The 13,826-nt window shown below is 25.3% G+C and carries 10 protein-coding genes, 4 pseudogenes and 1 riboswitch; of the genes and pseudogenes, 5 read left to right on the top strand and 9 right to left on the bottom strand.

What is annotated here, in order from left to right; translation table 4 throughout:
* Positions 1 to 64: 64 nt before the first annotated feature.
* The 3 genes and pseudogenes from SCITRI_RS09245 to SCITRI_RS09255 form a co-directional block, all read right to left on the bottom strand.
* Complete coding sequence (locus SCITRI_RS09245; protein ID WP_071938031.1) at positions 65 to 835, bottom strand: TatD family hydrolase; 771 nt, start codon at positions 833 to 835, stop codon at positions 65 to 67.
* A gap of 9 nt (positions 836 to 844) precedes the next feature.
* Complete coding sequence (gene mnmE, locus SCITRI_RS09250) at positions 845 to 2,194, bottom strand: tRNA uridine-5-carboxymethylaminomethyl(34) synthesis GTPase MnmE (RefSeq protein ID WP_071938032.1); 1,350 nt, start codon at positions 2,192 to 2,194, stop codon at positions 845 to 847.
* Positions 2,195 to 2,601: 407 nt separating this feature from the next.
* Positions 2,602 to 4,202: pseudogene (locus SCITRI_RS09255) on the bottom strand (Mbov_0399 family ICE element protein); the annotation flags it as partial.
* 51 nt (positions 4,203 to 4,253) lie between these two features.
* Between SCITRI_RS09255 and SCITRI_RS12365 the strand changes: the two are divergent.
* From SCITRI_RS12365 to SCITRI_RS09275, 4 genes and pseudogenes are all read left to right on the top strand, one after another.
* A pseudogene (locus SCITRI_RS12365) lies at positions 4,254 to 4,828 on the top strand (hypothetical protein); the annotation flags it as partial.
* Positions 4,821 to 5,216 (top strand): hypothetical protein, encoded by a 396-nt coding sequence (locus SCITRI_RS09265; RefSeq protein WP_071938033.1) that lies wholly within the window; start codon positions 4,821 to 4,823, stop codon positions 5,214 to 5,216. The pseudogene SCITRI_RS12365 and the gene SCITRI_RS09265, both read left to right, overlap by 8 nt.
* Positions 5,216 to 5,452 (top strand): hypothetical protein, encoded by a 237-nt coding sequence (locus SCITRI_RS09270; RefSeq protein WP_071938034.1) that lies wholly within the window; start codon positions 5,216 to 5,218, stop codon positions 5,450 to 5,452. The genes SCITRI_RS09265 and SCITRI_RS09270 overlap by 1 nt, the downstream gene beginning before the upstream one ends.
* A gap of 11 nt (positions 5,453 to 5,463) precedes the next feature.
* Positions 5,464 to 7,612: pseudogene (locus tag SCITRI_RS09275) on the top strand (spiroplasma phage ORF1-like family protein).
* Positions 7,613 to 7,638: 26 nt separating this feature from the next.
* On the opposite strand, the gene SCITRI_RS09280 reads toward SCITRI_RS09275, so the two are convergent.
* On the bottom strand, positions 7,639 to 7,872 hold the full coding sequence (locus SCITRI_RS09280; protein ID WP_071938035.1) for a DUF3688 family protein: 234 nt from the start codon (positions 7,870 to 7,872) through the stop codon (positions 7,639 to 7,641).
* A 264-nt stretch (positions 7,873 to 8,136) separates the two neighbouring features.
* Here SCITRI_RS09280 and SCITRI_RS09285 point away from each other — a divergent pair.
* Positions 8,137 to 9,108: pseudogene (locus SCITRI_RS09285) on the top strand (IS30 family transposase).
* Positions 9,109 to 9,335: 227 nt separating this feature from the next.
* Here the strand turns inward: SCITRI_RS09285 and SCITRI_RS09290 are convergent.
* The 5 genes from SCITRI_RS09290 to guaB form a co-directional block, all read right to left on the bottom strand.
* The gene (locus tag SCITRI_RS09290; protein WP_237237975.1) at positions 9,336 to 9,779 is read right to left on the bottom strand and encodes a R3H domain-containing nucleic acid-binding protein; all 444 of its coding nucleotides are present in this window, start codon (positions 9,777 to 9,779) and stop codon (positions 9,336 to 9,338) included.
* A 124-nt stretch (positions 9,780 to 9,903) separates the two neighbouring features.
* On the bottom strand, positions 9,904 to 11,178 hold the full coding sequence (gene yidC, locus SCITRI_RS09295) for a membrane protein insertase YidC (protein WP_071938036.1): 1,275 nt from the start codon (positions 11,176 to 11,178) through the stop codon (positions 9,904 to 9,906).
* Between the two features lie 15 nt (positions 11,179 to 11,193).
* Positions 11,194 to 11,511: a ribonuclease P protein component gene (rnpA, locus tag SCITRI_RS09300; protein WP_071938073.1), complete on the bottom strand. Its 318-nt coding sequence runs from the start codon at positions 11,509 to 11,511 to the stop codon at positions 11,194 to 11,196.
* A gap of 42 nt (positions 11,512 to 11,553) precedes the next feature.
* The gene (rpmH, locus tag SCITRI_RS09305; RefSeq protein ID WP_004028019.1) at positions 11,554 to 11,688 is read right to left on the bottom strand and encodes a 50S ribosomal protein L34; all 135 of its coding nucleotides are present in this window, start codon (positions 11,686 to 11,688) and stop codon (positions 11,554 to 11,556) included.
* A 158-nt stretch (positions 11,689 to 11,846) separates the two neighbouring features.
* Positions 11,847 to 13,292, bottom strand: a complete 1,446-nt coding sequence (gene guaB, locus SCITRI_RS09310; RefSeq protein ID WP_071938037.1) for an IMP dehydrogenase — start codon at positions 13,290 to 13,292, stop codon at positions 11,847 to 11,849.
* An 86-nt stretch (positions 13,293 to 13,378) separates the two neighbouring features.
* Positions 13,379 to 13,476, bottom strand: a riboswitch (purine riboswitch).
* Between the last annotated feature and the right edge of the window lie 350 nt (positions 13,477 to 13,826).

Genomic DNA, 13,826 nt, shown 5'->3' on the forward strand with positions numbered 1-13,826 from the left:
GCAAAAAAAATATTAGGTTAGCCTAATATTTTTTTATTGTAATTTTCAAACTTGAAATTAAAAATTAATCAAGATTAAATAATTTGCGTGCATTTTTATTAGTAATACGAATCATTTCTTCAACTGGCATATTCTTTAATTCTGCTAATTTTTTAACTGTATACATAATAAATTTAGGATAATTCTTTTTTCCACGGTATGGATCAGGAGTTAAATATGGTGCATCAGTTTCCACTAAAATCTTATTTAATGGTATCATTTTAGCAACTTCACGTAATTGTTCGGCACTTTTAAAAGTAATATTACCAGCAAATGAAAGATAAAATCCTAAATCTAAAAATTTTTGAGCCATTTCAATTGTACCATTATAACAATGCATTAAACCTTGTGTTACTTTTTGTTGTTTTAATATTTCATAACAATCTTCATAAGCATCACGGCAATGAATCGCAAGTGGAAGATTATGTTGTTTTGCTAATTCAATTTGTTTAATAAATCAATGCTTTTGTAAATCTGGAGAAACATTTTTATGAAAATAATCTAATCCAATTTCACCAACAGCAATTACTTTATCACTATTTAATAATTGATCTAATTTCTCTAAATCTGAAAAACCATATTTAGCAACATCAGTTGGATGAAAACCAATTGTTGCAAAAACATTATCATACTGCATTGCATGACGAACTGCTGCTTGGCTAGAAGCTAAATCATAACCAACATTATTAAACCAAGACACGCCACTAATTTTGGCATCAGCAATAATGGCTGATGTTTCTTCATTTTCATATTCATGTGACATTAAATGACAATGTGTGTCAAAAATTCCTTTCATATTTTCCTCCTATTTTCCTAGGCAATACTTACTAAAAATTGTTGTTAATAAGTCTTCTTCATAGTTTTCACCTAGAATATCACCCAATATTTCTCAAGCCTCATGTAAGTCGACATTAATAATATCAACCGGAAACCCACTCGTACTATTATTATATGCATTTTTTATTGAATTTGCTACCTTCTCTAATAAAGAAATTTGTTTTATATTTGATAAAACTAGTTGATCATCTTTTGTAATTTGTGCAGTTTTATATAAATTTAAAATTTTATCAATAAGAGACTTTATATCTCGCTTTAATGCTGAAATCAAAAGAATATTTTGCTGTAAATTTTTCTTTTGTGTTTGCATATTAAGTAAATCGGTTTTATTTAACACTAACAAATATTCTTTATTTTTAATTAGTTCTTTAAGCTCCAGATTTAAATTAATTAAATCAGCATAATTATCAGCGACAATTAAAATTAAATCAGCATTAATAACTTGTTGACGTGCTTTTTCAATTCCAATTTGCTCAATTTTATCAACTGTCTCACGTAAACCAGCTGTATCAATAATATTTAGGGTTAATGGTCCTAAATTAATCTTCCCTTCAACAATATCTCTTGTTGTTCCTGGCAATTCAGAAACAATAGCTTTATTTTCGTTCATTAATGCATTTAATAATGATGACTTTCCAACATTTGGTTTTCCTAAAATTAAGACATTAATACCATCATCGATCATTTTCCCAACTTTACTAATTTTAACTAAATCATTAATTTTTTGTTCTAAAATTAATAAACGCTGATTTAATTCTTGCGTAGTTAAATCACCAACACCATCATATTCAGGGTAATCAATATTTACTTCAATATTTGCAATAATATCTAACAGTTCATCACGATAAGTACTAATTAAATAAGTATTTTTATTTTGTAAATTATTTAAAGCTATTTTTGCACTAGTGTCATTTGTTGCATTAACTAAGTTATTAATAGCATCTGTTTGAATTAAATTAAGTTTTCCATTTAAAAATGCTCGTTGCGAAAATTCACCTTTATTTGCTAAACGTGCACCATTTTTTAGTAATAACTTAATAATATTATTTGTAACTAATACACCACCATGACAATTAATTTCAATAATATCTTCTCCAGTAAAAGAATTAGGTTTTTGAAAACAAAATAAAATAACTTGGTCAATAATCTCTTTACCATCTCGTAAATAACCATAGTAAATTTGTTTCCCCTCTTGAATAACTTTTTTTGAAAAAACTTTATTAATAATTTTATAACTATCTACCCCAGACATGCGAATAATTGCAATTGCTTGTTTTACCATTGCAGTTGCTGGGGCAATTATTGTATCTTCAATCATTTTATAAAACTCCTCTTTTATTAATTCATTATATTATATCAAACTATAAATTATAAATTCAAGTGTTACAATTAATTTATTTATAAAAAGCCAATTTTTAATAGCTTAACTTATATTTAAATCATTAATAATATCATAGATAATTATCTTGATTTTAGTGCTAATTTAACATAAAAAATACCCTAATATAAAAATGTGAATATTTAATCAAATTTAAATAATAATGAATGACTATCTATTTTATTTCCAATACTTTAATATTATTCTCTTTTAAATCTAATTTAGTTACTATTGTATTTAACAAAATTTATAATTTTAATTTTTTTATTTCCACAATGTTTATTGATTTTTGAAAAATTAAAAGGGAATTATTTTGTAATTCCCCTAACTTTAAGTAAATTATTACACTACCGAATTCTTTTCTTAAAGCGAAAATAGAATCAAATTATTTCAATTATTATTCCAATAATTGGAATAATAATAACTGGTAACAATCATCTTAAATATTTTTTATCTCCCCATGTTGGTATTTCTGGATTTGTCGGATTAGTTGGATTAGGGTTTGGTTCAATCGAATCAACAGGGTTGGTCGAATTCGTTGGGTCAGGATCAGGTTTGTCCCCATTAATATAATTTTCAAGAACAAATTCGGTTTTTCCTTCCGATAAATCGCTTGCATCATTAGCATATACTACTATGGTTATTTTTTTAGACCTTTCTAAATTATTTAAGAAATCTGAAAATATTTCATCATTAAAATAACCCAGAACATTATTATGATTTTCATCAGTTGGCGGAATATCGTTAATTGAAATTCCATAGTCTTTATTAAAAACTAAATCTGTATAACCAGATTTTTTTAATCCAAGATTAATATATTTTATAATTCAATTTTTCATTTCCTCAATTGAAAAAACAGCAAAGTTAAATTTTTGATTATTAAATTTAATTTTTGACAAATCTTTTACTTTTTCTGGATCATAATTTCGTGAATTCTTAATACTTCCATTAGATTCACCAATTAGTATAGAGGAAAATTGCTTTGTTTTAATTATAATATCAAGATATTTTGGTTCTGTTAGATTATCTAACAATGGTTTTAAAGCATCAACATTACTACTAATATCAATCCCCTCTTTTGTTACCACATAATAATCAATACCTAATTTTGCCTCGCTTGCTTTTTGATTAATATAATTTTGAGCATAAGCTAAAACTAAAGAACGGATTTTATTTACATCAATTTCGTTCATTTTAATTGCGGGAAAATTACCAGAAATATCAACGAAATCAGCTGGATTTGGATCTGGCGGAATACGCTGAGCAATTATATAAGAAGTATATTCTTTTCAATAACTAGCAACTTGTTCAAAATTTAATTTACTAATCTTAGTTAAATCAAGTTTTTTATAATCAATTAAATAATTTTTTAAATGAATACCATGAATAGTTGTTCAAAAATCAACCGCAATGTTATTATTACCTAAAATATCTAAAAAACGAGGATATTTATCTTGGTATTTTGCACCAATTAATACATATTTTTCATATGCTAAATTATCATTCGTTTTTGTAATATAATGTCAAAAACCTTCTCAAGATCAATACTTATTAACTGAATCAGGTTTTATTTTAGTTAATTGCTCACGTTCTGTTTGATTAGAAGGACTAATTAAATTACTGTCAACCCCTTCTCGTCAAACCTCACTAACTTCTGCTGGGTTAAATAGCTGCTGAACTCCCATTCCAACAACTGAACCTTCTGCTAAAAATCCTAAGTCATAATCTCCAGGATTTCTTTTAGGGTCAATAACTTCTCCATATTTATTTAAAGGATCTAACAGAAAAGGATATTTATATTTTTTCTTTACTCATAATATTTGAGTTTTTTACCAGTCTCTGGATTAACTTCTGGATCATATTTTGGATTAGGTTTACCATCAATTGAAGGTACAATTAAATCATTTTGATTAGGATTTTTAGCTGGATCTCAGGCATATCATTTAGGTTGCATTTTGTAATCGAAGTGCAACAAATCAACTTTGAAAGAAGTTGATTTTTTTTGTATATTGATGGAACTAGTCCACATGATGAAAAAAAGTTCATAGTGGTAAAATACCATGAATTGTTTTAGCGAGACATTTTGGTAATCGTGCGTTGTTTACTGCTCAGCGTGAAGGTATGATTTAAAACAATATTCGCCAGTTAGCAAGTGGGATTATTATTCCAATTTCACTGAAAAAACCCGTTGCTAAAAAAGGATTTAATTTTTTTAATCGTTTCTTTATTATGCGAATTGGGATTTTCCAAGATATAACGGATTATGAAATTTGAAAAACAAAATCAGTAGAACGAACAGCAGAAGGTAAACGAGCAAAACATAAGTCAGATGTTGGGTTAGGAATTCGGTTTTTTAAAATAATTATTCCCCTTGAATTGGCTAATAAGTATGATAGTCAATGATTAAAGTTTGTGCGTGATTTAAAAAATGATGAAATTGTTGATAAAAAATTTTATTATTGGTCGGAAATTACAAAATTAAGTGTTAAAGAACGATTAGAATTATTTGATATTGATATTTTGAAAAAGAATTTAAAACCTAAAAAAGAGAAAGGGAATGGTAAAGATGATTAATTTATTAGTTGAAAATAATAATAGTAATTGAGACAAGATTTTTAGTTTTGTTTTTGATATATTTTTGTTTATTTTTGATGTAATTTGAAATACAAAATTACCGATGACAAATACATTGATTGCTTATTTTTTAGTCTTTTTTATGGTTATTAAGTTATCTATTTATGTAATTCATGGCACATCAACACAATATAATATTTTAGGTTTAACAGTTAATAATGGTGTTTCACAAGTATATTCGTCAACTGTACGAAAAGGTATTAATGTTGGTAAAAATGTTTATCAAAATAGTAATAAGCAGCACGTTAAAAAAGAACTTAAACGACAAAGTATTAGATATCAAGCAAAAAATATTAGAAGTACTAAATTTAAAGGAGATAAAAAGTAATGATTAAATTAGTTTTATTGGCGGCGGCGATTGCGATATTTGGAACTGGTTTTATTACTGTTATTATTAATCAATTTACATCGGCAAAAAATATTATTATGGATTTATATAATTCTGATACTTGGTTGATTTGATTATTTGGTAGAATGGCAATTTTATTTAGTCATCCGTTAATGTTAACAATATCAAGTTTATATATTATTGGGTTTATTGTTTCAAAAACATTGTATAGTTAGGAGTTGATTTTATGAAAAAATCGTTATCTTTATTTGCCATATTTATTTTAAGTTTTTTGGGTTTGGTTATTCCATTTATTACTTTAACGTAGGCACTTAAATGAGGAACATTATACGCTTAAACAAGAGAATAAGTACTGATAAAGGTATTAATGAAACTGATTTTATTAATACAATGTTTTTACGCAGTAGTTTTTTTTGAAAATTGATCGGAAACAAATTATTTTATTAATCCAACTTTAAAAACATCAAAAAAATTATCATTTAATGATAAATGGTATTTGGATTTTTTACAAGATAGTTATTCAACCGGAGTTGTTTATGATAAACCTAATGAAATATTTTTAAATTATTATCGACAATCACATAGTTTAAAAAATCAGTTTATGGTTGAAAAATTTTATGATGTTAAAAAAGATAATTTTTTGAATGATTTAACTGATTTTATTTATGCTTTTGCATTAAAATATCAGTTGTTTGATGTATCTAAAAAAATTGTGGAAAATATTGACCGTTATAAAGAAAATTATTATCCAAGAGTTAAGTTGAAAGTAGATAATTGAAAATTAAGTGCTCGTTCTATTTTGCCAGATAATAAATGATATATTGCAATTGTTAAAAAGCAACGAACTGATGATTTTTCTATTATAAAATTTAATTTTTCAGATAAATCAGTTTGAAGTGTTCGGGCACCTTATCATACAATTAATGGAGTATGATATATTGTTAATTTGTTTTATCAATGACAAGGAAATAATGAACCAGAATTACCAACTATTAACAAAAACACTGGTGAAATTACTGATTGAAATAGTTATCAACAAAATCGCGTAAAAGAATTTATTGATTTATCTTTATATTCTGTTTTGCTAGAAAATACTAGGGTTCAGCAAGGCGGTAGTGCGGATTATAAAAATCCGAATAAGGTTGGTACAAAGCGGATAATTTTTGATTTTGAAACGGTTGACGAATTGGATGTTAAAAATGTTAAAAAATCAATTTATCGGATGATTTTGACTGTTGATGAGGTAAATTTAATTATTTCTGGTAGTTTAGAGTTAAATAATGTTAATAATGATGATTTAAGTTTTAATTTTAATTTTATGCGAACAAGAGCTGGTGAAGTTTTTAATTTTAATGGTTCAATTTATTCATCATTAAATAGTAAAGATTTAAAGTATTTTCAACAGTTTAGCGGTCAGTTTGATTTATCTAAGTTTTTACAGTCTTTTTTTGAAAGTGCTCTGGTGCCAGTGTTTCAAAATCGTAGTTCCTTTATTGAAAATGGATATATTGATAATTTAAAATATGATATTGTTTTAGTTAACTTTTTTGCTTTGAAATTACAAAATTTTAATAATATTTTGTTGAGTGAAAATATTAACGATAAATTACAATTTAATAAATTATTAAATAGTATGTTTAAGATTTCACAGAAATTTTATACTAATTATTTACGTAAGATTTTTGATTTAGAAAATAATACTTATGTTCAAGGTTATAATAAAAAATATGGTTTATTAGTAAATAATGGTTTTAAAATTTATCCACGATATTTTTATTTTTCTGATAAATATAAGCAATTAGATATTAAATTATATTCAGCATTTAAAAATCGGTTTTATACGATTAATAATTATGGTAGTGTTTTTAATTATAATTTTTCGGTTGCTAATAATTATGATATTAATTCAAATTCGGGTTATTTTTTTGAATATTCTTTAAAAGATAAATATGGTTTAAAGTATAAAAAAAATTGAAAAACAAAAAATTGGTTATAATGTTTTTGAATTGCAAGCACAAAAAGAGAATAATATGTACCGATATTATGATTTTAATTTTGGGATTTATAACTGACAAGAAATTAATAATGGTGGTTTGTTCCCCGATAAACAATGATTTCAAGTGTAATATATAACTCCTAAAGGTTGATGAGATTTAGAAACTCACATTAAAAATGCGGTGATTTGAATTGTCAACACTATTCCTGGAATTAAACAAGTTAACGAGTTAGAGAGTGGTGTTGGTAAGGTTTTTGAAGCAGTATATAGTTTTTTTAGTCAAATATTTGAGGTATGAAAATTTAATCCAGCATTGTATAGTACAATAACAAATATCTTTTTATTAATTATTTTTATGAAATTTGTGCGATTAATATAAAAAAGGAACTGTTATTTAGTTCCTTTTTATTCTTTTCAATCAGTAATTTCACCAGTGTTTTTGTTAATGGTTGGTAATTCTGGTTCATTATTTCCTTGTCATTGATAAAACAAATTAACAATATATCATACTCCATTAATTGTATGATAAGGTGCCCCAACACTTCAAACTGATTTATCTGAAAAATTAAATTTTATAATAGAAAAATCATCAGTTCGTTGCTTTTTAACAATTGCAATATATCATTTATTATCTGGCAAAATAGAACGAGCACTTAATTTTCAATTACTATTTTCTGGTGGTTGTTGTGGATTATATGATAGTTTTGGTTTATTATCTCCTTCCCCGTTTTCATTATTATTTGGTTTTTGACAACTAATTAATGATGTTGTACTTGTTGCGGTTAATCCGATTGCTCCTTTTTATTGTTTTATATATAATTGATTTTATCATATATCAATTATATATCAATTATTTTGTATTAAATATTAATTTTATAAGTTAATGAAAGGTATATAAATGTTATGTATAGTCATTTAAGTTTTATGGATAAAGTTAAATTAGAACAATTATTATTATTATTATTATTATTATCAAAAATATTTTTTAAAAAGAATGGTGAACAGAATATTTCTGTAATTGCTAAATTTTTGAATAGACATCGTAGTACTATTTTAAGAGAAATTAAGAGATTTAAAACTATTAAAGAATATAGTGCTTATAAGTCAGATGAAATGTATTATGAGAAAAGAAAAAAGAATAATAAAAGATGTAAATTTACTGAAGAACAAATTAATTTTATGAAAATTAGACTTAATAAATATCATGATGCTCCGAGAGAATTTATTTATCGTTATTTTTTAAAATTTGGTGTTAAATTTCGGGTTTGTGTTAAAACATTGTATAAATAAATTCGTTTAGGTTTTTATGGTTTTTTAAAACAGAATTTGCGACATCGTGGTAAAAAATATAAAACAAAAGGAAAATCTGATAATAGTGGTAAATTAACTGATTTTAAGTCAATTTGAGATATTGAAAATAAAGTTTCTAATGTTGGTTGATTAGGAATGGATACTGTTATTGGAAAAAACCATCAATCTAGTTGTTTAGTTTTAGTAGAACAATCAAGTAAAAAATACTTTGCAATAAAATTAGAAAATCATACTGCTAGGGAAGTTGAGAAAAAGTTTAAAGATATTGTTATAAACAATAATTTAATTGGAAAAATAAAAGGAATAATAACAGATGGAGGTAAAGAATTTAGTGAATGACGAGAAATGGAAATATTTGCTGAAACACAAGTATATTTTTGTGATGTTAGCAAACCTCGTCAAAAACCTTTAATTGAAAATATGAATGGTGAGTTTAGAAAATGATTTCCTCTTGGAACTGATTTTAATAATGTTAGTCAAAAACAAATTGATTGAGTAGTTAATAATGTAATAAATGAAAAACTCCGACTAAGTGCTAAAGAAATTTTTTTGCAGAATATATAAAAAATAAATATTTAAAAATGTATATTAAATTATAAAATATGTCATTAAAATTATAAAATTATTTTTTTAGTGTGTTTAAATATGGATAAAATAAAAGAAAAATTAAAATATTTTTAATTTTTTTAAATTTATGGTTGATTTTTGTAATTTTTATTATATTATTTAATTAATAAAGATTTGTTACGCTTCATTTTACATAATTCATATTATTAAACCATAAAAAATAATTATTTTTTATAATTATACTTAAGTATAATTTGGCGAGTATTTTCCGAGCCAATTGACTTTGAAATTACTTCTGGAAATTTTAAAACATTACTATGAACTAATTTTCGTTGTTCTTTATTCATAACAGGTAACAATTGCTCTTTTTTTGATGATAAAACTCTATTAACAACACTTTGCACAGCTTCCATTAACATTAATTTATCATAATTAAAAATAATAATAAATTTAAAATCATTTTGAAATTTACGACTAACATATGTATGCAATAATGTTTCTAGAATAAAAACAAAATCAAAAATATTAATATTTAATGTAATTAAAAATTGTTTATTATAATATGAAAAAGACATCTCATAATCTTTCGTTAATAAGATATCGTTGATAATACTGTCTAAATGTTCTTTACAAAAAGAAATAATATCATTAATTTCAAAAAAGGTCACTTCTATTCGCTGGAAAAATCATTTTGTTGATAATTCAGTTTTATAAAAAAAGTTTTTACTTGAATTATTTAAAAATTCTCTAATTTTTTTGCGACTTAAATTTTTTTATGAAAATCATTAATCTTTATTTTTTTTTCTTATTATGTAAAGAAAATTTAGATTTTTTAGGTTTTGATTTAACCGGATTATAAGAAATTTTATCGGCATTATTTGTTTTTATTTGTTTTGTTTTTGTAATCTCAATATTTTCAACATTATTATTAGTTGTTTTTAAATGTGGCTTTCGAACAAATAAATGCTTAATTTTTTGTCCAAATGGTTCTCTGTTTTTATTTTTTTTACTTCGTTTCTTAACTCGTAAAAAATGAAATCCTAATGTTTGTAAAATTTGAATAAAGGCTGAGAAAATCCAATAAATAGCAACCCCAGACGCGATTGAAATTGTAACTACGAAGAAGACAACAATCATTACTCCTTGCATAATAAATTGCCGTTTACGTGCTTTTTTCTGTTCCTTTGTAATAACTCTTGTTTTACGAAGGTTTAAAATAGTTGGTAAAATCATTGAAAGAATTTGAATTGGCAAATATACAAATAATAAAGCTAAATAAACATAATTTCCACTAGTAATCATATCTCATGGCTTTTCAATTAAAGAAATTTGCCCAATTGTGGCCATTTTTAATTCTCGTGTTGCTCTAACAACAGTATACATCGCAATTAAAAACGGAATTGATAAAAAGGAAGAACCAATTGTTGATAATGGTGAAACTCCTTCTTTTCGATACAACTGCATCATTTCCATTTGTTGTTTTTGTTTTGCCGCCGGATCTTTTGAATCTTTATACTTGGCCTGAATTTCTGCTTGTTTAATTTGCATTAATTGCATTTTGTCTTGATTTCGTTGTGCTTTTCAACTAAACATTAAAGTAATTAAACGCACAATTAATGAAGTTAAGAACAGTGCACCAATAATTCCTGCACCATTGTCTAATCCACCAAAACCATAAATTAAATTAACTAAAATTCAAGCAACAGGGAATACAAAACAACCATAAAACGGTGAAGATGTTTTAACAAAAGCATCAGATCATGTTCTAATTGCTAAATATGGATATTCATATAATTGTCCATTTTCAAAATGAAAAAAGTGTTCTTTCCCAACATTAGCGTATCCTAAAATAATTTCAAAGAAAACTCCTGGTTTATATACTTTTTGACCAGAAACATCTAAAATTTGGGCAGTTCCATATTTTGGAACCATCATTTGCCCACAACCTCATAACATTGATATAATTAAAAAAAGATACAAGACTAATTTTGTTCATTTCCAGGCAATTGAATATCAAGGTTTTCGTGTTTTTTTCCCATCTGAGAAAATATAATCACGATAGTTCACTATTTCGCCTCCTTTTTACATTTTGATTTGCTTTAATAAAATTTCTTTATTAATTAAATAACTATTGCTAAAATATGATTTTCGAACAATGATGATTTGATCGTAACTTTCTGTTGCTGAAAAATCAAAATTTAACATACTTCGAATCTGTCTTTTTACTTTATTTCTAACAACGGCATTTCCTAATTTTTTACCGACAGATATTCCAAAACGATGATAATTAAGATCATTTCTTTTAAAATAAATAAAATAAGGGTTAGTTTTAATAAAAAAACGGTTATTTATTATTTTTTGAAATTCATAATTTTTTTTAACAATAAATTTTTTTTTCACATTTCGACACAAATAGAAAAATAAAGTATTTTATCAACCTTCTTAAGCTGATAATACTTTTCTTCCTTTCGCTCTTCTTTTACTTAAAACTTTACGGCCTGAAGCTGATTCCATTCTTGCTCGAAAGCCATGTGTTCTTTTATGTTTAATTTTACTTGGTTGTCACGTTCTTTTCATTACTAGCACCTCCTTATAATATAAATTATTAAGACATCATATGAATAATATATTAATTAATAAAAAATATCAATTAAAAAAATATTTTTTTAAAAATAAAAAAAATAGAGATGCTACTATGTTTCTTATCCCTATTTATCTTTCTACTTAAAATAATATTATTTTGTGTAATTTGGTGGTTCTTTGGTAATTGCAATATCATGGGGGTGTGATTCTTTTAAACCATTATTTGAAATTTCCACAAACTGAGCTGTTTTTTGTAACATTAAAATATTTTTTGCACCACAATAACCAAAACCGCTTCGTACACCACCAATAAATTGAAATAAAATATCACTTAATTTACCTTTTAATAAAACTCGTCCTTCAACTCCTTCTGGAACTAATTTACGATTCTTATCTTGAAAATAACGATCAGCACTACCTTTTTTCATAGCAGCTAATGAACCCATTCCCATATATGTTTTATATTTTTTACCTTCAACAATCATTTCTTCACCGGGTGCTTCAAATGTTGAAGCAAAAACTGAACCCATCATTACAGCGTTAGCACCAGCTGCAAGTGCTTTAACAACATCACCAGAATATTTAATTCCACCATCAGCAATGACTGGAATTTCTTTTCCTTTGCAAGCCTCATAGACATCATTAATAGCTGTCATTTGAGGAACTCCAACTCCAGCAACAACTCTTGTTGTACAAATACTTCCTGGCCCGACACCAACTTTAATTGCATTAGCACCAGCTGCAATTAAATCTACCGCTCCTTGAGCAGTAACAACATTCCCAACGATTAAATCAATGGTTGGAAAAGCTTTTCTAATTTTTTGAACCATATTAATAATACCTTGACTATGACCGTGTGCTGAATCAACAACAATTACATCAACTCCAACTGCAACAAGTTTTTCAACACGTAATAATGTACTTTCATCAATTCCAACTGCTACACCAACTCGTAATCGCCCTTGTTCATCTTTACAAGCATTAGGATATTCATCACGATTATTAATATCTTTAATGGTAATTAACCCAGTTAAAATATTTTTTTCATTAACAATTGGCAGTTTTTCAATACGATTATTTAGCAAAATATCTTTTGCTTTCTCTAAATCAATATTTTCATGAGTTGTAATCAAGTTTTTTACAGTCATAAATTTATCAACCGAAGCAGTTAAATCATGACATGCTCTAATATCACGATTTGTAATTATTCCTAATAATTTGTTTTCTTCATCAACAATTGGCAGACCCGAAATACGATACTGAGCCATAATATTTTCAGCATCCTGAACAGTCATTGTTGGTTTTAATGTTATTGGATTAATAATAAAACCGGATTCATTACGTTTAACTTTTTCAACTTCTGCCACTTGTTTATCAATTGATAAATTTTTATGAATAATTCCAATACCACCTTCGCGAGCAATTGCAATTGCCAATTTTGATTCAGTAACAGTATCCATTGCTGAAGATATAAAAGGAATATTCAACTCAATATTTTTTGTTAATTTAGTTCTTAAATCAATCTGATATGGCAAAATATCTGATTTTTGTGGAACTAATACTAGATCATCAAAGGTATAAGATTTTTTAATTTGCATGTTTTTTCCTCCAAAATATTTAATACAAAAAATTTAATAAAAGAAACATGACCATTAAAACCAATTAATAAAAGGTCTTAACAAATTAAAAATAAATTAAGACCTATAGTATTTAATTTAAGGTTAATTGTATAGACACTAGACCATATTTCTAGTATATATAGGATTATTGTAAGTATTAAATTATACTAATTATAACAAAAAAATAAAATAAACCAATAAAATTCCCATTTAAATTAGATTCTATTATTGTTTGTACTTACTCATATAACTTCACTTTTCTAAAATTTTTAAAGTTTAACTTATTGCTCATAAATTTCAAACATTTATTAAAAACATTCGATATTTTACAAAAATTTGCTTATTATGAAATTTTATTACTTTCCACAATAAAAAATGATTTACACCATAAAATGTTAATAATGTGGAAAACAATAAAAATATTCAATAAAAACAATGCTTTTAAAGAAAATATAAAAAATATTTAATGTGGAAAAATATTAATTTTTATTAATTTTACTCATTTTTTAGTAC

Origin of the sequence: Spiroplasma citri (assembly GCF_001886855.1) — a bacterium.
GTDB lineage: Bacteria > Bacillota_I > Bacilli_A > Mycoplasmatales > Mycoplasmataceae > Spiroplasma > Spiroplasma citri.